The sequence below is a fragment of the Vibrio sp. 14G-20 genome (assembly GCF_026241515.1).
Taxonomy (GTDB): domain Bacteria; phylum Pseudomonadota; class Gammaproteobacteria; order Enterobacterales; family Vibrionaceae; genus Vibrio.
Genome location: NZ_JAPHPW010000004.1, coordinates 175,063 through 195,245, shown reverse-complemented (window position 1 = coordinate 195,245; position 20,183 = coordinate 175,063). Strand labels below are relative to the sequence as shown.

The following is a 20,183-nucleotide window of genomic DNA, read 5'->3' as shown; positions in this document are numbered from 1 at the left end:
TTTAGAAGGTCTATCCATGAATAACACTATTAAATTATTGGCTATCGCATGTGTTTTACTTACTCCAATGCTTGTCTCGGCTGCCGAACATAATCACAGTCACAATCATTTCAACCCTGCACTAGAACAACTTGGTGATGACATTATTGGTCTAACCGTGTGTTACAAAAATGGTTATCTCTCTGATGAAAATCAAGAACCTGCTTTCATGAACCTTATCAACCACGCCAATGTGGAAGGAGAGGAGTTAGGGATGTTCTACATGGACAAGTTGGGCCCTAAAGCCGAGCAAATCATGAGTGATGATGAGGCTCGACGTTTATGGACTGAAGATTATTGTGCTGATTTGACTGATACCTATTTGGACTCAGACAAGTTAGCTCAAAGAGCAAATGAACATCAAGGTCATTCCCACGGACACGATCATGGGCATCACCATAATCATGATCACCATGGACATGGCGACTTGACACCAGAGGTACTTGAGCAAGATATCGAACGAGGTCGTTTACTCAGTATCAACTAAGCCCAATAAAATAAGTCCATCTAACCTATTGTTAAATATTTACTATTTGATAGTGTGTCTAGGTGCACATTAAGGATGTGTTTCATATTTAGCGATGAAAATAGTAGGAGTTGCGATGAGTATTATAGTGAGACGGTCTGAACCGTCAGATGCAAAGGGAATCAAAGAAGTTTACGAATGCACTAATGCTTATACCGGTACGCTGCAACTCCCAAATCCATCTCTGGAAAGCTGGCAGAAGCGAATCTCTAATATGCCTGACAACGTGTACTCGTATGTCGCGATGATCGACGATGAGATTGTTGGTAATTTAGGCTTGGAAGTGTGTGTAAACCCGAGAAGGCGACATGTGGCTTCATTTGGTATGGGTGTTAAAGACGATGTATTAGGCAAAGGTGTCGGTAGTCAGCTACTCGCGACCGCGATCGACTTGTGTGATAACTGGATTAACATCAAACGACTGGAATTAACGGTCTATACCGATAACGAGCGAGCGATCAGTCTGTATAAGAAGTTTGGTTTCGTTATTGAAGGGGAGTCAGCAGGATTTGCCTTTAGAAATGGCGAATATGTGGCGGCTTATCACATGGCTCGACTGGTATAACATTCGACTACAACTAAAACAGCTAAAATTAACACACGGCTGCAATTTACACGCAGTTGCCATCAGACACAGCTAAAATTAACTGACAGATAATAAAACGCCACGTTACAAAAACGTGGCGTTTTCTATTTCAGTCAACTGATGCTTTAAAGTACCTCAGTTGTAATAATCTTAATTAAGCCGTTAGAGGCTCAAGGTTAGCAGGACGGTAATGTACGGATTTCAGTACTTTACCTTGGCGAATAGTCTTTCCTTCAGATACGAAATCTTCCGCACACTTAGCGATGATGTATTCGCCTTTCTGTACAGCCATCAGTTTGATGTTTTGCTCAGCATAGAAAGCTTCAGTTTCTGCGTATTCTGTTTCGTTGCGACATACTTTGCTCATGTTGCTTGAGTGTACTTCGTCCCAGCACGGTAAGAAGTCAATTGAACGGTTTTTAGAAACATTCAACAGTAGGTCGATCAGGTAGCTGATTGCTAGATTGTCTTCAACCTTAGCTTGACCAAGATGAACCAAGCGTCCCATCAAAACATAAACGCTGTCTACAATGGCGTCCGCTTGTTCGATTTTAGAGTCAGCTTCTGCCAGTTCTGTTAGTTCTTCGATCGCTAAAGAAGTATGTAGCGTATCGCCTTTTTCGTCCATTGTTTCAGGAGCAGCAACAGGCAGATCAAAAGTACTGCGGAACTCTTCAATGTCGCGGTAAAGGTGATCGTAGATTTCTTGGCTTAGTTGAGAAAGGTTCATTTTCCTATCCATTCTGTTTCGTTAATGGATTATTTTACCAAAGCTAGGAATAGGGTGCTAACGCAAAGTCGAAGAAGTCGACTTTTATTCGTTGGACCAATGAGGTATTTTGCATACAAACTAATTGATTATTATGTTTTTTTACACTTTACTTTTTAAATATACCAAATATTAATGTTGTCATTAACTTCGGCAGCAGTGGGACTCCATTTATGAACCAAGCTAGTGAAAGTGAAATTGTTATACGCCGCTTGTATCAAATCACCAATGATTATCGAAAGGGCTTCGATATTCAAATCGCTCAGCTACTCATTATGGGGCTTGAACGCTTCAACCTTGATATTGGTATCTTATCGAAAGTCGATGGTAATGCTTATGTTGTTGAACATTGTGTTACGCCTGACGGGGTCGAGCTCAATAGTGGTGACACCTTCGATTATCGTTCAACCTATTGCGAAATTACTTGTAAATCGATCGGTCCTATCTGCATTGAGCATTGTGGCAAACACGATAAGTATGCGAAGCATCCTGCTTACCAGTCTTTTGGTTTGGAGTCTTATATTGGGGTTCCCATTTTTGTTAATGATGAGCTTTATGGCACCTTAAATTTTTCAAGCCCGGCACCTTACCATCGCGAGTTCAAAGAGTTCGATGTCGACGTGATGAGGCTAATGGCGTCATGGATAGAAGTGGAACTGGTTAGAAGGCAGCAAGAACGAAAACTCAAAGAGCTGAATGAGAAGTTAGAGTTCCAAGCTATGTACGATCCTTTGACACACCTGCCGAATAGACGTTGCTTGTTTAAAACGTTGAACGCAGAAGTGGAACAGTTAAAAGGATCTTTAGGAAAGGGAACCTTGGCCGTTGTCGACATCGATTTCTTTAAACAGGTCAACGACACTTATGGCCACCAAATGGGTGATGTTGTATTAAAGAAAGTGGCGAACGTGCTGAGCAATAACACTCAAGAGGGTGAATTTGTCGCGCGTTTTGGTGGTGAAGAGTTCATTCTTTGGTATCCAAATAAAAACCCAAGTTGTGTTGAAGATAAATTCATGACTCTTTTGCAAGAGATGAAGAAAATCACGCTTGATAGAAAGCCTGTCACTATATCAATCGGTGCGTGTCATTTTGAGTTGAGTACAGGGGATACCAAAGGGGAAAGGATGTCGGCGTTAGATAAACTAATCAAAGTTGCCGATGAATGTCTGTACATTGCAAAACAAAATGGACGAGATCAGTTCATTTCTCGTCCATATCATCAAGAACACTCCGGCTCGTAAGCCGAAATTGATTCGTTCTTAATGGGCAATTATCGCAATTAGCTGAATAGATAAGGGAACAATTGACGACGTTCCGCGGGCGTTAAAGATTCAACTCTTGCAATGTTAGTATCAGGAATCGCTTCAGGGTTAGGGTAGTGCTTCAACACTTTTTCCATGCTTGCTTCGCGAATCAAATGGTAAACCGGATACGGAGAACGGTTCGTTAGGTTTTCATCGTCTTCTGGGTCGGCACCACCAAAGCAATAATCTGGGTGGAATGTCGCTACTTGGTAAACACCTTCCCAGTCTTCCTGTTTGATCAGCGCTTCAATCCAATCAATGAACATGTTGTAGTCGAAGAAATCTTGCAGCATGTTAGGGACAACTACCAAAGTCGTCTCTAATTCAGCGACTGGTGTGTTATCTAACTCTACAAAATGCGTCATGATGTCTTCCAATAACGCTTCTTCCGTTTTTGCTTCACTCACAAAGATCTTAATCTGTTTATTACGTTGTGGCTTGGCTGCGAATGGACACAGGTTTAGGCCAATAACGACATCGTCTAACCATTGTTTAACTTGGTCGTGGATGGTTTGAAGATCTGTGCTTTGAGTGTTCGACATAACAGGTTCCGAAATGAAATTTTGCGTAGGATATCAGAACGGACGTCAATCAAAAGCAATAATTCATTGGATACCTTGTCTTAGTTAAGCTTCAGCGAGCTTAGAGGTCGATACTTGAAGTTGTTTCAGCTGATAGACCCAAGAAAATATGGCGACATAGAAGATAGAACCGCCCGCTATCACGCCGTTCCAGCCAAATAACTGCCAGTAATACAAAAGTAAGAAGCCACCTAAGCTTCCGCCTATATAGTAATGGACTAAGTAAAGTGCCGTTGCTGTCGCTTTCGCGCTAGGTGCTTTTTGACTCACCCAAGAGTAAGCAAGGGTGTGGGCGAAGAACGCGCCGCCGCTAATCAGTAACAAGCCTGCCAACATGAACGGGACTTTATCGACCGCAGAAACTAGCATTCCGATTAAGCTAATGCACACGCCCATCAAGATACCGTTTAGCGGATCAAAGCGAAGCGTCCATTTGTTGGAGAGTTTAGAACTGACCGTTCCAGCCAAGTAACACAGAAATATCAGCGAAGCCAAACCCACCGGTACTGAGTGAGGCTCAGAGACCAACCTAAAGCCCATGACCGAATACAGGTTAACGAACAGGGCGAAGTTAGCGCCACCAATCAACATCGCGAGCCATAAGGTACGGTTTTTTAAGTGCGTCACTACCGAGCGATTATGGTGAAAGAACAGGCCTTTTTGTGGTTTGAAGTTTTGTTGGTCAGGCAGGCGGTAGGCGATGAAGAGCGCACCAAGCAATGAACCGACAACGAAAAACAACACGGTCGCATGCCAATCGAAATAGTCTGTGATTAAGCCGCCTAATACTCGTCCGAAGATACCGCCTAATGAGTTGGCCGCAATATAACCGCCAATCGCGACAGCAAAGGCTTTGGGTGTTAATTCTTCGACCATATAAGCAACCGCCACACCAGCAAACGCTGCTACTGCGATGCCCATGAACGCGCGGGCAATTACGAGTTGCAGCAAGGTAGTCGTGAACACCATACTTAATCCTATTAATGGTATAGCGAACAGACCGAACAGAATAATGGGTTTTCGACCAAAGGTTTCCGATGCGATAGCCCAAGGTACTAAACTGATAGAAAGGCCAAGTGTGGTCGCGGCAAACAGCCAGTTGATTTGGGTTTCTGATACTTGGAAGTGTTCTGCCATGTGCGGCAAGATAGGTTGAAAAAGGTAGAGGTTACAGAAAATGATGAACGAACCAATCGCCAATGATTGGGTGATTCGTTTGTATTGAGAACTGCCTTTATCAAACATTTACGTAGCGCCTGTACGAGTAATTAAGCTATTTGTGAACAAGTTATCAGTACAATGGTGATTAAAGAAATATATTAAAAATATCACCTCTATATATTTAATATATCGACATGCTTGAATCAAAACCTCTTCGTCATTTCTTAGCCGTCGCCCAGTTAGGTAACTTTACTCAGGCTGCCAAAGCGCTGCATATTACCAATCGACTTTGATTTTTTACTGAAAAGTTGGAACCGATATGATGTTTGATTTAGCTATATCACCGCATAACGAAAAGATCCAAGAAAGGGTAAACTTAGTGAATAAGCTAAGGTATTGGTTGAAAATTGATCGTGTTTTTGTTTGTAAAATTCCCTTTAATTTACATAACCAGGGATTATTTAACCGCTACTCGGCATTATTTTTATATTTATGGGCTGGGTGTCACTGAAACATAATTCATTTTTGTGATTTAAGTCTAATTATAGTGTTGATTTTTTAATAATTACATTTACCGAACGTATGTGTTTGTTTGATAATCCTCGAATCAACAGTATGGCGTTTTTATTTCTAAATGATGAAGTGTAAGTGTAAAGAACAAAGAATTATAAGAGTCCAAAGAACTCTTGTTGATAAGATACTTGGCATCAAAGAAAAGTATAGGTGTGTGCTCTGCCATACCATATTTAAGGTCAAAGGACGGTAGTTAGAAAGCCATTTATTGAATGGTTAAAAAGATACATGCCCGTACATCGTATGAATGTACGGGCATTGAGATAGACAATACACAGTTTGTTTTACAAATCTCGCTAGACATGTGCTATTTATTTAGCGCTATGTGAACAAGTTATCAGTACAGGTGTGATTAAGGACATATATTAAAAACATCACCTCTATATATTAAATATATCGCTATGCTTGAATCAAAACCTCTTCGACATTTTCTGGCTGTTGCTCAGTTTGGCAACTTCACTCAAGCAGCTAAAGCACTGCATATTGCCCAACCTGCTTTGAGCATCTCTATCAAAAAATTGGAGCAAACATTAGAGTTGGTGTTATTCCGACGCGGAGATAAATCCGTCACTTTAACGGAAGAGGGCAAAGTATTGCTTGAGCATGCGAAGAGAATTTCTCAGCAGTTCGAGGATGCCCAACTTGCGATGAATGAACTGAAAGGCTTGGAGAAAGGCGAGGTTCGATTAGGTGCTCCGAGTATGATGGGGAGCTACTTTTTCCCGCAAGTGTTGATGGCATTTAAAAGCCAATACCCAAACCTTAAATTGACGCTGATTGATGCTGGCACCGCATCGATTCGTGAAATGCTGTTAAACGGCGAACTCGATATTGGTGTAATTAATCATGAGAACGTCCCTGATGATTTGGAAACGGATCATCTGTTAAGTTCTGAGATGGTCGCCGTTGTAGGTAAAGATCACCCATTGGCTTCGCAACCATCAATCACCTTTGATGAATTCTTTGCTCAAGAGTTGATCATGTTCAAATCGGGCTATTTTCACCGTGATTTTATCGATGCGACTTGTAAAAAATACAACCTCGATATGACCATTGCGTTTGAAACCAACTTGCTCCCGATGATTCTTTCTATCGTTAAACAAGAGTTTGCGATCACCGCGCTGTTGAGCTTAGTGACAGAATATGAAAAAGACGTGATAGGCGTGCCATTTGAAGACCCTGTAAAACTGAATCTATCGTTGGCCTGGAGAAAGGAAGGGTATTTGTCGAAAGCCGACAGAACCTTTATTGATTTCGTTAAGCGGTATGTGTGATTGAGTAAGATTTAAATAAACAAAGCCCGAACATTCTCGATTGGATATTCGGGCTTTGTTGTATAGAAGTATGACTGGTTCAGAACACGTTAGGTGTTCTTAGAGTTATACATCTTATCGAAGTTCTTCTGATTCCAGCCGACCATCACTTGATCGCCGATCTTAAGCACAGGGATAGAGCGAGCACCCATTGCCTGTAACTCTTTACGGCCACGTTGCATTTTTGCATTCGTTAGGCGGTAAACAATTTTCTTAGAATCCAAATAGCGTTGGGCATCTTTACAGTGTGGGCATTTGTCTGCGACGTACAATACAACACGTTTCATTTTTTCATTCTCTTGGTGAATCTCGCTAAAGTGTAACGAATCCTAGGTGATTAGAAAAGTGTGATCAGTTACACTATGCGGCTCAATTTTCAAGACCACAACGTATTGTCGTGGTGTAACTTGTACGGTCTTTCATAATGCATCCTTCTTTACGCTATATTCAAGGCTATCCTAAGCACATTATCGACCCTGTAACTCAACTTGTAGAGTCGGGTAAATTGGTGCCTTGGTTTGAAGCTCGCTATCCAAATAATCATGAAATAAAAAGCGAGAAGGCCCTGTTTGATTATGCGATTGAGATTAAAAATCGCTACATGAAGAAAACACCACCGATTAGCAAGGTGATTTACGACGGGAAAATACACCTAATCAATAATGCATTAGGTCTTCACTCCTATGTTGCGAAGAATCACGGTGGCAAGATCAAATCGAAGAATGAGATTCGTATCGCCAGTGTCTTTAGAAATGCACCAGAACCTTTGCTTCGAATGTTGGTAGTGCATGAACTGGCGCACATCAAAGAGAAAGAGCACGACAAAGCCTTTTACCAACTATGCTGTCACATGGAACCGGAATATCACCAACTTGAGTTGGATGCCCGTTTATTCATGATGTATTTAGATTTAAAGAAGTAGCCCAATGAGCCAATCACAAAATAGAACCACGCTAAGCCTGTCGAAAAACAGCGCCTCTGATAAAAACCGTAACAACGCGGATTCAAAAGCGGCTGCACAGAATAAAGCCAAGCGAGTTTCTGGTAAACCAACCAATAATAAAGGCGGAGCGGGTAAAGCGCCGTTTAAGAAAGGTACTTCGAATAAGAGCGCACCAAAAAGATCGAACGGTTCGCAAAAGCCTTCTGGCTCGAAACGAACGGGCGGTTCACAGCGTAACAAGAATAATGCTAAACCAGTGGGCGGACTACACCCGAGAAACCAGCACACAGGTCGCTACGACTTCGATTTATTAGTTGCAGCTTTGCCTGAGTTGAAAGAGCACTTGATTAAGAACCCTGTTGATGAAGATACGATCAACTTCTCGGACCCATTGGCCGTTAAGTTACTTAACAAGGCGCTGCTAGCACATCACTATGGCGTTAAGCATTGGGATATTCCTGCGGGTTACCTGTGCCCGCCAATTCCAGGCCGAGCAGATTACATCCATAGAGTGGCCGACATCCTTAAGAGCGATGGTCAAGGCGAACCTTATCATCACGCTTCGGTTAAGGCGTTGGATATTGGTGTTGGTGCAAACTGTATCTACCCAATCATTGGTACGACAGAATACAAATGGCGTTGTACGGGTACAGATGTTGACCCTGTATCCATCAAAACTGCAAACTTCATTGCAGAAAGTAACGCGAATCTGAAAGGTAAGATCCGAGCGCGCTTGCAAGCAGACTCTGAAGCCATCTTTAAAGGCGTGATTAAGGATAATGAACGTTACGATGTCACTATTTGTAATCCTCCATTCCACGGTTCTTTAGAAGAAGCGGAAAAAGGGTCGCAACGTAAACTTGATAATCTAGCGGCAAACCGTGCTAAGAAAGCAGGTAAGTCATTCAAGCCAGAATCTAAAAAATCGCAAGCTAAGCAAGACAAGCCAACCTTAAACTTTGGTGGTCAAAAAGCGGAACTATGGTGTCCGGGTGGTGAAGCGGCTTTCATTATGAAAATGGCGAGAGAGAGCCAGCAGTTTGCAACGCAAGTGCTGTGGTTTACGACACTGATTTCTAAGAAAGACAACGTAGACATGATTCGTTCAGAGCTTGGTAAGTTGAGAGCGAAACAAGTTAAAGTGGTAGAGATGTCGCAAGGCCAAAAGGTGAGTCGCTTTGTTGCGTGGACCTTTATGGATGATGAGCAGAGACAAGAGTGGATTGCGCTTAAATAAAACTTCAATACCAGAAAGTATCTAATAGCTTACATAAGAAAACGGGCTTGTTGTTTATTCAGCAAGCCCGTTTTTATGTTCTAGTGATTCTAAGTAGAGAGCAACTCGTCTAATTTGGTTTGGTACTTCTTCTCAAGTGCACTGTTTCCGGCTTTGTTTTCCAGTTCTACCAAGATTTGAAGCGATGGAATTTGATAGCCATAACGCTGGTGGAATTTGAATAAACGAAGTCGAGCGTCATTGTAATCGGCGTCACTCACTTCGATTTTTGATAACTGTAGTATCGATTTTACGCGGTTTGGGTCATGGTCAATCGCTCTGCTGAAGTAGTATTTTGCTTGGTCGGTATTACCAGCCTTAAATGCACAAAACGCCGCGTTTTCATAACTTGCTGAGACGAGATAGTAGTAGGGCTGGTCGATGGCGCGATTGAAGTACTTATCGGCTTGTTCGTATTCACCCTGTTTACACAAAAATGTACCGTAGTTGTTCAATACATTGCCGTTTCTAGAATCTAGACTCAATGCCTTTCGATAAGTAGATCTTGCTTCGTCTACTTCGCCCACTCGTTCGTAGTAATGCGCCATTGAAAGCCGAGCACGGTAGTAACTAGGTGCGTGTCTAATTGCGAGCTCAAGATTTTCCCGCGCTCTGACCATATTGCCTTGTCCCATGTAGCCTAAGCCTAATTCGATTCGAGATTCAGACATCGCGATAGGATCACTTTCAATCTTTGGTGGACCTTCAGTGACAGAGACGCAACCGACCAATGAAAGCGAGGCGAGTAGTACCATACTTGATAACGAAAGGGGGCGGGATAACGAAAAGGGTTTAGATAATAACGGCTTGGCAGGCATGTGAAGCTCCTTATGAACACCAACCCATCATATGAAATCAAACCCATTGAAGTGGTAAATCTATTATGGAATGCGACCCACACACCATAAAAAAACCGCGTTCATTTCGTCATTTTATCAATAACCTATTGAACACGGCTTTATGTGTTTGTGAATCGTAAGTAAGAACTTAATCGTCTTTGGTAAAATTGTCTTCGCTGAAATGATCCAGATCGTAAGGCGTTTGTTGGTAAACGCAGTAGTTTAGCCAGTTAGAGAACAACAAGTGTCCGTGGCTACGCCAGCTTGCAACTGGTTTGTTGTCTGGATTGTTGTTCGGGTAGTAGTTGATAGGTATCACAGGCTCCATGCCTTCACCCAAATCACGAATGTATTCATTGTGCAGCGTGTGAGAGTCGTACTCAGGGTGACCGGTTACAAATACGTTTCGCTTATCTTTGGTCGCCGCTAGGTATACGCCTGCAACATCAGAAGTCGCAAGAACATCAAGGTCTGTGTGCTCAGCTAAGTACTCTTGAGAGAAGTCCGCATAGCGAGAGTGCGGAGCTAAGAATGTATCGTCGAAGCCACGTAAAATAGGGTGGTATGGGTTATGAATCTCGTGATTATAAACACCAGACAGCTTCTCTTTACGAGTGCGTTTTGGCAAATCATACAGTAATTTCAAACCAGCCTGAGCCGCCCAACACACGTATAGAGTTGAAGTAACGTGCTTGTTTGCCCATTCCATGATGGTTTTCAGATGGTCCCAGTAGATAACATCTTCAAATTGAACCAAGCCAAGCGGCGCACCAGTGATGATTAATCCATCAAAGTTTCTGCCTTTGACCATTTCAAATTGGCGATAGAAGTTATCAAGGTGTTCAGTCGGTGTGTTTTTGCTTGGTCGGTCATCAATGCGCAGCAGCTCTACATCAACTTGCAATGGGCTGTTTGATAGTAGGCGTAAAAATTGAGTTTCAGTTTCAATCTTCTTCGGCATTAGGTTGAGGATCAAGACTCGAAGTGGACGAATTTCCTGTGTCGATGCTCTTGATAACGGCATCACGAAGATGTTTTCTTCACGAAGAACATCGGATGCTGGCAATTGGTCTGGAATGCGAATAGGCACAGCTTTCTCCCTAAGCTAGATATGTAGACGTCTATACATCTAAATCTATAGTAGTTTGATACGCTTGTCGATATGCAAAATGGATAGATGTAAATTATTTGTGTTTTCTATCAGAAGCCATCCAAGCGCTTCGAGGCGAGTCTCATTGTATTCAGTGATTATCTGAGTCGTGTGTAAGTAGTTGGTTTTCGGATGCTGAGCAGAGGCAGTTATCAGAGCAACTCGTTACTATTTACGATAAACTCATGTTTTCGAATTAGCCTGTAAAGTGACAGATGAAGTTAATACTCATTCGAGGGTTGCCTGGTTCTGGCAAATCAACAAAAGCAAAAACCTACGATGCATTGCATGTCGAAGCCGATATGTATTTTGTGAATGAGCAAGGTGAGTACCATTTTGATCCTAGGCAGCTGCAACAAGCTCATGAGTGGTGTCAAAACACGGCGGAAAACGGCTTAATGCAAGGGCTTGATGTGGTTGTTTCGAATACCTTTATTAAGCACTGGGAAATGAAGGCTTACCGCCAACTTGCACGCAAATACAAAGCAGAATTAATTATCGAAGTGTGTCGAGAGCAATATGGCACTATTCACGATATTGAACCTTCAGTGATTAAGCGCATGGCGAGAGACTGGCAAGAATAGCCTCGTGCTTATCCAGCTTGGCTGAATGGCAAATAGAATTAAATTAATAGAACAACTGCAAGGTAACGATTGAAATGGCAAAGCGCTCTGTTGTGGTCGACATGACATCTTACGGGATCTACACAACGTGGGATTCCAAATCTAAAGATCTTCCAAAAATCCAAGAGTTCACCACCACCGTTGATGCTGAAATCGACGTAGAGTTTGGCTATATCCTGAACATCAAAAAAGCCAAAGGTGAGAAAATCCGTTACTGCATCTATCACCCGAACATCACCACAGACAAAGGTGAAGTGCTCGAACCGTTCGATGGTGAAGAGTATGTCGGTAACAATGACTGGGATTTCTACTTAGGTGACACTATCTGGGCCCCAGTCTCGAACAAGCTAGGCAAATGGCGCATGACGGTCGAGCTAAAAGGCAACATCATCGCCGACAAGACATTCGACCTAGTAGCCAAAGACGAAGGCCAGTTCTGGAAGCGTAGAGGTTTTTAGATTCGATCTTCTATGCTTACCTAAACAACAAAAAGCCGAGCATCGTGATGATGTCTCGGCTTTTTTCATTGTGCTAGATAGAAGTGACGACCTAACTAAAGAATTCGATTATTGCGTTACGTAAGCCACAACAAACTCAGTGATAGCGACCATGTCTTTCACTGCAATGTACTCTTCAGTGGTGTGAACTTTCGCCATACCAGTAGAAAGGTTAACTGTTGTTAGGCCTTTTGCGTTGAAGTTGTTTGCATCGCTACCGCCGCCAGTGCGTTTAGTGTTCGCTGTTACGCCAAGCTTCTCAAACGCTGATTTGATAGACAGAATGTGCGGGTGATCATCTGCAATAACGAATGCATCGTAAGCACGAGTCGATTCGATTTCTACTTCAGCGCCGAACTGTTTTGCACTCTCTTGGAATGTAGAAATCATGTGCTCAACTTGAGCTGTTAGCTTTTCGCCGTTTAGAGAACGTGCTTCAGCCACGACTTTAAGCTCTGGCATTACGATGTTAGTCGCTTGACCACCTTCAACAATACCAACGTTTGCTGTCGTTTCTTCATCGATACGAAGTAGGTTCATCTTAGTGATTGCGTCTGCAGCAACTTGAATTGCGCTGATGCCTTCTTCTGGTGCTAAGCCAGCGTGAGCAGGGCGACCTTTGATCTTCGCAACAATCTTCTGCTGGCCAGGTGCTGCATTCACGATGGTGCCAATCGGGCCGCCTGTATCAAGTACGATAGCGTGCTCAGATTGGATGTAAGACATATCGAAGTTCAAAGAGCCGAATAGACCGCCTTCTTCGAATACAGTAAATGCAATCTCAATAGTTTTGTGTTCTTTGCCTTCCGCTTTAATTACGCGAACCGCTTCCATGATAGCTGCGATACCAGACTTGTCGTCACCACCCAGAATCGTGTTGCCTTTTGAACGGATGATGCCGTCTTCGATGATTGGTTCAATGCCGATACCTGGTGTTACTGTATCCATGTGGCAGCTGAATACCGTGCTGCCTGAAAGAGTGCCATCTAAACGTGCATAAATGTTGAAACCGTTAGACACTTCTTCAGGAACCGCCAGTTTGTGAACTTCAAAACCTAGTTCACCGAGTTGCTCAGCCAAAGCTTCAGCAATCGCTTTTTCGTTACGAGATTCACTATCAATTTTCACTAGATCGCAGAAATGTTCTACGAGACGTTGTTCATTAATTTGGGTCATTGTTAATTCTCATTATGCTTCCGCTTGTTCAAAAAGAAGCCGCGGAGGTAGGAACAGGAAAATCACTATAACGCCAATGAGGTAGATGATTGTCTGAGTTAAATCAAGAAAGTTGCCTGATTATTCTAATTAGTGAGAAAAACCCAACCCAGATCTACCGCTGCGCAGGATTTTAATCTGTATATCTGTCGGTTATAATGTTTGACCGCTCTTAAAAAAACGTCAATAAAATTGGAATTCAATCAATAATGGCACTGATAAATGAATAGAAACAATGTGTTAGGTTCATTTCTTTTAGTCGTGCTGATGAGTGTTGTGCTTGGGCTGTATTTGCTTTATCCAACTTATGACGATGATTTAAAGCATATTCTCCCTGAAAACCCGAGTGTTTATAGTCCAGAGAAAGAGTTATTACTCTCTCAATATGGAACTGCGTTGATTGGTATTCTCGATGTATCCCGTGGTGACCCTAATTTAGCCTCTCATCAACTCGCCACTCTCCAAGCCAAGTTCCCAGACCAAGATAAAGCCATCTACCGTGCTTACGAATTGATGATTTTGTCGAACCTCGCACAACACAAGCTGGATACCGAAGCCGTTTCGGAATACGTCAGACAGATTAAAGCGCTCGCACAACACGAACATATGTCGTGGCTAAAGACTCAATCTCTCGTTGAATTGGCAATTGAACATATCAGCAAGGGTGAGCTGGCGGAGTCTGAAATCCAAATCAGAGCCGCGATAGATATCGCAGAATCGCTCCACTATGAAGAGTTGTTGATTAAGGCTTATAACACGGCGGGTGTCATCAACAATATCCGCAATGACTTTCCCGAAGCTCAATACTTTTTCCATAAAGGTTTAGACCTTGGTAAGAAGTACCCTCAACACATCTACAACAGCAAGTTAGTGTCAAACATGGCACTGCTTTATATCTATTTGGAAGACTGGCCTAAGGCGCTCAAGCTGATTAAAAGAGCCAAAAAACTCTATTACAAGAGCGGACTACTTGAAGCGTCTACCATCGGCGTGCTGCATGTGAATGAGTCTTTTGCTTATCTGCGCAGTGGTGATTTGGTCAAGGGTCGAGAAGCATATCAAAGTGCGGCTAAGCTAAATGGCGATAACGTGAGTGAACGATACAAAATCATTCTATTAAAAGCCGAGAGTGATGTGTTGTTGGCGGAAAAGAACTTTGAGTCAGCACGACAAGTCGCAAACTTGTGTCTTAGATACCCAGGAGTGGACAAATACACACTTCAATTGGGGCAGTGTTACCTAAATAGAGCCTTAGCGAATATTGGTTTGAACCGAGATAATTTTGTTTTTGCTGATCTAAAGCGATCGTCTGCAATGTTCGATGTTGTAGGGACTCGCAGCTGGAAGGTCCTCGGCTTAAGAACACTTGCTGAATACTATGATTCAAGAGGCGACAGCAAGAACGCACTCCGCTACTTCAAGCTCTATTACAAGGGCAACAAAGCGCTGCTTTTTGATAAGCGCCAGAGTGATATCTTTTTACTAGAGCAAGATTTCGCTACGGCATCATTAGCTCAAGAAAACGAACTGCTTAACGCAGAAAAAGAGTTGGGTGAGCTGACATTAGATAAGCAGCAGCTACGGAATCGAATCGTTGTTGCGTTGGGTATCATGGTGATGATAAGCGCCACGTTGCTATTGATAAGGTTGCGCTCGATCCAGAAGACCAACAAAGAGTTACTCAAGCAATCAACAAGATGTGAACTGACAGGTTTATACAATAGGCGTTACTTGGAACAACGGTTAACTCAGCCGATACCACATCCTTTGTCGTCGTTTGGGTATACGCTCGCTATTCTAGATTTGGACCGCTTCAAACAAGTAAATGATACTTATGGGCATGATGTCGGTGACCAAGTGTTGGTGGAAGTCGCTCAGCGTTTAGAGCAAATCTTATCAACAAACGATGTAGTGGCAAGATGGGGTGGGGAAGAGTTTGTTTTGTTGCTGGCTGGGAATCAAGATCCTAATAAAGAGCTTGAGCTGATAAGACAAGCGATCGCTGACCGACCAATTGAGACGTATTCTGGCCCATTAGAATTAACTACATCGATTGGTGCGACGACTCATCTAACGGAACAACAGTTGAATAGCCGTACCTATAAGAAACATTTAAAATCGGCAGACGATGCTTTGTATCAAGCTAAGCAGTCAGGGCGTAATAAGGTCGTTATCATTTGAGTGTTCAAGCTAGGTTAGTCCCTTTTAATCAATAAACCTGAACTTCAATAACTAAGCGAATAAGAGTGCTTATCTTAACTAATACAGCTATCTACTCTTATTCGTTTAATTCATATTTTGATTTGGCTTGGTGAACTATTTAGCGACACCTTGAAGCATTTCAACCAATTCGCCTTCCGTTGCTGGTTCGCTAGCGAGTTCAATCACCGCTGAAGCGCCGCCTTTTAACATGTAGGCTTGGGTACCACAGTGGTCATAGTGGAACCATTTACCATCTACACATACGTCGGTATAACATCTTGGGTCTTGTTTAAGTTCCATATCAACTTCCTTATTAACATTTGCCTAACGTTTTTCAGGCTAGTTGATCACAAGTCTGGGTAAATTGATCTAAATCAATCTAGAGTGTAATTGATGATTTGATCATCAAAATAGGAGAAGTGTGTCTAGCGTATGAGCGACCTCTTGTTGATTACAGCATTCAAAGGTCGTGATTCTGGTTGGTAACTCTTGCTCTTTTGCTTGCCAGGTGATGCTTTTCTACATACGCTAGCCACTCTCTTAATCCCTATACAGACTTGATTGTGTTCGAAAATGACTAATATCTTTATCGTTGTAATTGTTCTGGTTGTGTTCTTTTACTTTATTCAAAAGTATGTGGTGAAACACGATGACACCAAAGACCATGCTTATCAGAAGAAAGGGGCGTTGATGTCAGCGCAACAGGCGACATTCTATAACGCGCTTAAATCCGCGGTGGGTAACCATGGGGAAGTGTTTGCCAAAGTCAGCATGTCGAACGTGCTGGTTCCTGCTAAGACGAACAACAAGAAGAATTGGTTTATCGCCAACAACAAGATCTCACGTAGTTACTTCGACTTTGTAGTTTGCGACCCGCGAACGTTAGAGCCCCGTGTGATCATCGAACTTGATAACGGCAAAGAACTCAATAAAGGGAAAGTCGACCGCGAAAAGCTACTGATTCACGTCTGTAAATCGGCAGGTTTACCTCTTATTGGTGCGTCAATTAAACACAGCTACCAAGTGAGCCGCTTGAAGAGGTTACTGGCAGCCCACATCGACCTAATCGAACCATCCAAAGAAGTTCGATTCTGTAAGAAGTGCGGTAGCCCGATGATTATTAAACTGGCAAGCCAAGGTGATTACAAAGGCCGACGCTTCTTTACATGTAGTCGTCAACCTAATTGTACTTACACCGAGAACTACAATGTTGTGTTCGATGTTGATGAAGATTCTAACTAATATCTTAAGTCAAAACGTTTCATCTGAGAAACAAGACACGAAACAGACAGATGTATGTAGCTATTGAAGTAGAGGCGAAATGTGATCTACTTCAAGCCATTGATCTGCTTTGTGTTTAAAATTTATTCTGATTGTTGTTTTTAAAAGCAAACGAACAGTTTTGTGCAAATTTATCCTTGCACGCTACCCATTCACTCGTTATTATCCATCTCGTTCTGAAGCGTTAGCCACTTAGTAAAGCGGTTAGTTAAGTTTCAAAGCATTTGCCCGCTTAGCTCAGTTGGTTAGAGTACTTGCATGACATGCAAGGTGTCACTGGTTCGAGTCCAGTAGCGGGCACCAAATTATACGAAAGAGCCCACCTAGTGTGGGCTTTTTTGTACCTGTAATTCCTTGTTTTATCAGACTCTTAACCATTTTTTGGTCCCAAGAGATCCCATGATGTGTTGTAATCCACCGTTTAAAGTAATCTCTTAAGTAGTCTTTTAAGATCTAAGCAATTTCGAGGTTACTTCAGGGGGGATGATGGCGAAAAGGTACAGCGTTTAACGGCTACTCAAATTAAACAAGCAAAGTTTAGGTGACGGTGATGGATTATCATTGAAGATTAAGCCTACAGGAACAAAACTATGGGTTTTTTCTTATTATCACCCCATTTCACGAAAGTGCTTGAATCTAGCCTTAGGTAAGTTCCCTGACGTCTCACTAGCCAAAGCAAGAACCAAAGCGATTGAAGCTAGAGAACTACTTGCTGATGGTATTGATCCTAAAGAACACCGTGACACTACACTCAGAGAAAAACAGTTAGAATTGTCGAATACGTTACAGTCGGTATTTGATGACTGGCTTGAAGTGAAGAAAACAAGCGTCAAAGAGCAAACGGCTAAGAAATTAAAGCAACGCATTGAGAAATACCTCTTATCTGACTTAGGTAAGTTTCCTCTTGGTGATATAACAGCCCCTCAAGCGATCAAAACAATTAAACCCATTGCTAACCAAGGTAAGCTATAAACAGTCGGGCGCTTGTGCCGCAACCTCAATGAGATAATGACTTTTGCAGTGAACACGGGTGTGATTGAACACAACAAGCTTGCTGGCATTGGTAAAGCATTTGAGACTGCTAAGGTAACTAACCAAGCGTCGCTAACTCCTGATGAGCTTCCAGAGCTTCTCAAAACAATCAACTACGCATCAATTAAACCCATCACTTGCTGCTTGCTAGAATGGCAACTTCATACCATGACAAGACCAACTGAAACGGCCGGGGCACGTTGGGATGAAATTGATAAAGAAAAGATGCTTTGGGTTATTCCTGCTGAAAGAATGAAAAAGGGGAGAGTACATACCGTCCCTTTAACAAAACAAACTCTATATTTATTAGAAACTATTGATTTCATCACAGGTGATAGTGAATACCTTTTCCCAGCAGACAAAAGTAACAAAAATCACATCAACAAAGAGACAGCAAATAAAGCATTAGTAAGAATGGGCATGAAGGGCAGGCAAACTTCTCACGGTTTACGCGCATTAGCTAGTACCACTCTAAATGAACAGAACTTTGATCCAGACATTATTGAAGCTGCATTTCTCATGTAGATAGAGATAAGGTAAGAAGCGCATACAACCGTACTGATTACCTTGAACGTCGTAAAGTTCTCATGGCGTGGTGGAGTGATCATATTGAAGGGGCTGCAACGGGAAGTTTGTCGATGAGTGGTAAAAAGAGCCTTAAGGTTGTGAGTTAGTTGCATTGGAGTGCAAAAGAAACGTATAACCTACACACTTTAACGACAACTATATTCCAATAGAAGTTTATCGAACTTTGAAACTGTAATACGCTCAACGTGGTTAGAAATGGTTACACAGGTTCTAATCATGTTGAGTGCCATGCGAACTTAACTACTATTCGTTATTTAATTACACCCTTTAGTGCACTCACCAATTCTCTATAACTCTTTTCCCGTAATAGTTATCTCTCCATACAAGAGATATTGAATTTCCGCCTTATACATAGTGACCATTGTCTGGTTTTTACCAATAAAACACTCATTAATATTAGCCACTGAAATCTGACTCTCCACCTAACATTCTCCACGGCAAAATATGAAAATGTAATGTTATGTAAATGTTGCGTAATTGTTATTATTGTCGTATTTTCAGTTCTTTAAATACCTCGACGTGTTAATTTAACTATTTATTAACATTATCGATCGTAAGAATTAACGTTACTGTGTCTGTGTCACGGTTTGGTTGTGCATGGTAATTTTTGTATTGAACTATGAGATAGCATGTATTCGTCAATTTTATTGAACCCTACACATAATAAAAAAGGATTGATGGACATGAAAAAGGTATTACTAAAAGCTGCTGCACTAACTCTTGCTCTTGCTGCTGCAGGTGCACACGCTAAAGACTATGAAATTGTAAACGTCGTTAAAGTATCTGGTATTCCTTGGTTTAACCAAATGAACAAAGGTATTGAACAAGCAGCAACTGACTTTGGTGTTAACGCACGCCAACTTGGTCCTTCTACACCAGATCCAGCACAACAAGTAAAAATTATTGAAGACTTGATTGCTAAAGGTGTCGATGCAATCACCGTTGTGCCAAATGACGTAACGGTTCTTGAGCCAGTATTCAAGAAGGCACGTGAGAAGGGCATTATCGTTTTAACTCACGAATCTCCGGACGGGCACGGAGCTGATTGGGATATCGAAACTATTGATAACCAATCCTATGCGAAAGTGACTATGGATGAGCTTGCAAAAAATATGGGTGAGAAAGGTGGATACGCTGTTTACGTAGGTTCACTTACTGTGCCGTTACACAATAACTGGGCAAATTTAGCAATAGATTACCAAAAGCAAACTTACCCAGAAATGTATGAAGTGACCAGCCGCATGCCTGTTGCTGAAAGTATCGATCAATCATACGCAGCGACCAACGATTTGATGAAGGCGCACCCTGATATGGCAGGTATTGTTTCTTATGGTTCTCTAGGTGGCATTGGTGCTGGGGAAGCGATTAAGAAGAAACGAGCTAAAGATAAGATCAGTGTTGTAGGTATCTTAATGCCAAGCCAAGCTGCACCTTACTTGATGCGCGGCGAGATTGATAAAGGATACTTGTGGAACCCTGCCGATGCTGGCTATGCGATGGTTGCTGTTGCAAAACAAATGCTTGATGGCAAAGCAGTAACAGATGGAGTAAACGTTAAAGGTTTGGGTGATGCTGAAATCGATACTGAAAAACGTGTAGTGAAATTTAATAAGATCCTTGAAGTTGATAAAACAAACGCACGTCAACTTGGCTTCTAGGCGTTAACTTTGACAAGTTCGTTA

The 20,183-nt window shown here is 42.2% G+C and carries 19 protein-coding genes, 1 tRNA gene and 2 pseudogenes; 14 read left to right on the top strand and 8 right to left on the bottom strand.

Annotated elements, in window-relative coordinates; genetic code table 11:
- Positions 1–16 precede the first annotated feature (16 nt).
- Positions 17–526 (top strand): hypothetical protein, encoded by a 510-nt coding sequence (locus tag OQJ75_RS05325; RefSeq protein ID WP_265971351.1) that lies wholly within the window; start codon positions 17–19, stop codon positions 524–526.
- A gap of 115 nt (positions 527–641) precedes the next feature.
- The gene (locus OQJ75_RS05320) at positions 642–1,130 is read left to right on the top strand and encodes a GNAT family N-acetyltransferase (RefSeq protein WP_265971353.1); all 489 of its coding nucleotides are present in this window, start codon (positions 642–644) and stop codon (positions 1,128–1,130) included.
- A 175-nt stretch (positions 1,131–1,305) separates the two neighbouring features.
- Here OQJ75_RS05320 and OQJ75_RS05315 read toward each other — a convergent pair whose 3' ends face one another.
- Entirely contained in the window at positions 1,306–1,881 is a 576-nt protein-coding gene (locus tag OQJ75_RS05315; RefSeq protein WP_102516678.1) for a nucleoside triphosphate pyrophosphohydrolase family protein, read from the bottom strand.
- A 212-nt stretch (positions 1,882–2,093) separates the two neighbouring features.
- Between OQJ75_RS05315 and OQJ75_RS05310 the strand changes: the two genes are divergently transcribed.
- Positions 2,094–3,164 (top strand): diguanylate cyclase domain-containing protein, encoded by a 1,071-nt coding sequence (locus tag OQJ75_RS05310; protein ID WP_265971357.1) that lies wholly within the window; start codon positions 2,094–2,096, stop codon positions 3,162–3,164.
- Between the two features lie 38 nt (positions 3,165–3,202).
- Here OQJ75_RS05310 and OQJ75_RS05305 read toward each other — a convergent pair whose 3' ends face one another.
- Both OQJ75_RS05305 and OQJ75_RS05300 read right to left on the bottom strand, forming a co-directional pair.
- Positions 3,203–3,769, bottom strand: a complete 567-nt coding sequence (locus OQJ75_RS05305; protein ID WP_017105514.1) for a DUF1415 domain-containing protein — start codon at positions 3,767–3,769, stop codon at positions 3,203–3,205.
- A gap of 84 nt (positions 3,770–3,853) precedes the next feature.
- Positions 3,854–5,053 carry an MFS transporter gene (locus tag OQJ75_RS05300; protein ID WP_265971364.1) on the bottom strand — a complete coding sequence of 400 codons (1,200 nt, stop codon included), beginning with the start codon at positions 5,051–5,053 and terminating at the stop codon, positions 3,854–3,856.
- A 110-nt stretch (positions 5,054–5,163) separates the two neighbouring features.
- Here OQJ75_RS05300 and OQJ75_RS22570 point away from each other — a divergent pair.
- Both OQJ75_RS22570 and OQJ75_RS05295 read left to right on the top strand, forming a co-directional pair.
- Positions 5,164–5,247 (top strand): annotated as a pseudogene (locus OQJ75_RS22570) (LysR family transcriptional regulator); the annotation flags it as partial.
- A 696-nt stretch (positions 5,248–5,943) separates the two neighbouring features.
- On the top strand, positions 5,944–6,816 hold the full coding sequence (locus OQJ75_RS05295) for a LysR family transcriptional regulator (protein WP_265971366.1): 873 nt from the start codon (positions 5,944–5,946) through the stop codon (positions 6,814–6,816).
- Positions 6,817–6,905: 89 nt separating this feature from the next.
- Here the strand turns inward: OQJ75_RS05295 and OQJ75_RS05290 are convergent, their stop codons facing one another.
- Positions 6,906–7,142 (bottom strand): glutaredoxin family protein, encoded by a 237-nt coding sequence (locus tag OQJ75_RS05290; protein ID WP_016786183.1) that lies wholly within the window; start codon positions 7,140–7,142, stop codon positions 6,906–6,908.
- A gap of 137 nt (positions 7,143–7,279) precedes the next feature.
- On the opposite strand from OQJ75_RS05290, the gene OQJ75_RS05285 reads away from it, so the two are divergent.
- The gene (locus OQJ75_RS05285; RefSeq protein ID WP_161680468.1) at positions 7,280–7,777 is read left to right on the top strand and encodes a YgjP-like metallopeptidase domain-containing protein; all 498 of its coding nucleotides are present in this window, start codon (positions 7,280–7,282) and stop codon (positions 7,775–7,777) included.
- A gap of 4 nt (positions 7,778–7,781) precedes the next feature.
- The gene (rlmF, locus tag OQJ75_RS05280) at positions 7,782–9,035 is read left to right on the top strand and encodes a 23S rRNA (adenine(1618)-N(6))-methyltransferase RlmF (RefSeq protein WP_265971373.1); all 1,254 of its coding nucleotides are present in this window, start codon (positions 7,782–7,784) and stop codon (positions 9,033–9,035) included.
- A gap of 89 nt (positions 9,036–9,124) precedes the next feature.
- Here the strand turns inward: rlmF and pilW are convergent, their stop codons facing one another.
- Positions 9,125–9,892, bottom strand: coding sequence for a type IV pilus biogenesis/stability protein PilW (gene pilW, locus OQJ75_RS05275; RefSeq protein ID WP_265971375.1), 768 nt, complete (start codon positions 9,890–9,892; stop codon positions 9,125–9,127).
- 169 nt (positions 9,893–10,061) lie between these two features.
- On the bottom strand, positions 10,062–11,003 hold the full coding sequence (metA, locus tag OQJ75_RS05270) for a homoserine O-acetyltransferase MetA (RefSeq protein ID WP_017059174.1): 942 nt from the start codon (positions 11,001–11,003) through the stop codon (positions 10,062–10,064).
- A gap of 275 nt (positions 11,004–11,278) precedes the next feature.
- Between metA and OQJ75_RS05265 the strand changes: the two genes are divergently transcribed.
- Positions 11,279–11,647 carry an ATP-binding protein gene (locus OQJ75_RS05265; protein ID WP_265971377.1) on the top strand — a complete coding sequence of 123 codons (369 nt, stop codon included), beginning with the start codon at positions 11,279–11,281 and terminating at the stop codon, positions 11,645–11,647.
- A 74-nt stretch (positions 11,648–11,721) separates the two neighbouring features.
- Complete coding sequence (locus OQJ75_RS05260; RefSeq protein ID WP_050645258.1) at positions 11,722–12,144, top strand: DUF3859 domain-containing protein; 423 nt, start codon at positions 11,722–11,724, stop codon at positions 12,142–12,144.
- A gap of 108 nt (positions 12,145–12,252) precedes the next feature.
- On the opposite strand, the gene OQJ75_RS05255 is transcribed toward OQJ75_RS05260, so the two are convergent.
- Positions 12,253–13,359, bottom strand: coding sequence for a M20/M25/M40 family metallo-hydrolase (locus tag OQJ75_RS05255; RefSeq protein ID WP_265971380.1), 1,107 nt, complete (start codon positions 13,357–13,359; stop codon positions 12,253–12,255).
- Positions 13,360–13,620: 261 nt separating this feature from the next.
- On the opposite strand from OQJ75_RS05255, the gene OQJ75_RS05250 reads away from it, so the two are divergent.
- Complete coding sequence (locus OQJ75_RS05250; protein ID WP_265971382.1) at positions 13,621–15,579, top strand: GGDEF domain-containing protein; 1,959 nt, start codon at positions 13,621–13,623, stop codon at positions 15,577–15,579.
- Positions 15,580–15,714: 135 nt separating this feature from the next.
- Here the strand turns inward: OQJ75_RS05250 and OQJ75_RS05245 are convergent, their stop codons facing one another.
- Positions 15,715–15,900 (bottom strand): hypothetical protein, encoded by a 186-nt coding sequence (locus tag OQJ75_RS05245; RefSeq protein WP_017059179.1) that lies wholly within the window; start codon positions 15,898–15,900, stop codon positions 15,715–15,717.
- A gap of 273 nt (positions 15,901–16,173) precedes the next feature.
- Here OQJ75_RS05245 and OQJ75_RS05240 point away from each other — a divergent pair, with 273 nt between their 5' ends.
- From OQJ75_RS05240 to OQJ75_RS05225, 4 genes and pseudogenes are all read left to right on the top strand, one after another.
- Entirely contained in the window at positions 16,174–16,842 is a 669-nt protein-coding gene (locus OQJ75_RS05240) for a DUF2726 domain-containing protein (RefSeq protein ID WP_260810858.1), read from the top strand.
- 265 nt (positions 16,843–17,107) lie between these two features.
- Positions 17,108–17,184, top strand: a tRNA-Val gene (locus OQJ75_RS05235).
- Positions 17,185–17,402: 218 nt separating this feature from the next.
- Positions 17,403–18,587: pseudogene (locus tag OQJ75_RS05230) on the top strand (tyrosine-type recombinase/integrase).
- 597 nt (positions 18,588–19,184) lie between these two features.
- On the top strand, positions 19,185–20,159 hold the full coding sequence (locus OQJ75_RS05225; RefSeq protein ID WP_048611924.1) for an autoinducer 2 ABC transporter substrate-binding protein: 975 nt from the start codon (positions 19,185–19,187) through the stop codon (positions 20,157–20,159).
- The last annotated feature ends 24 nt before the right edge of the window (positions 20,160–20,183 follow it).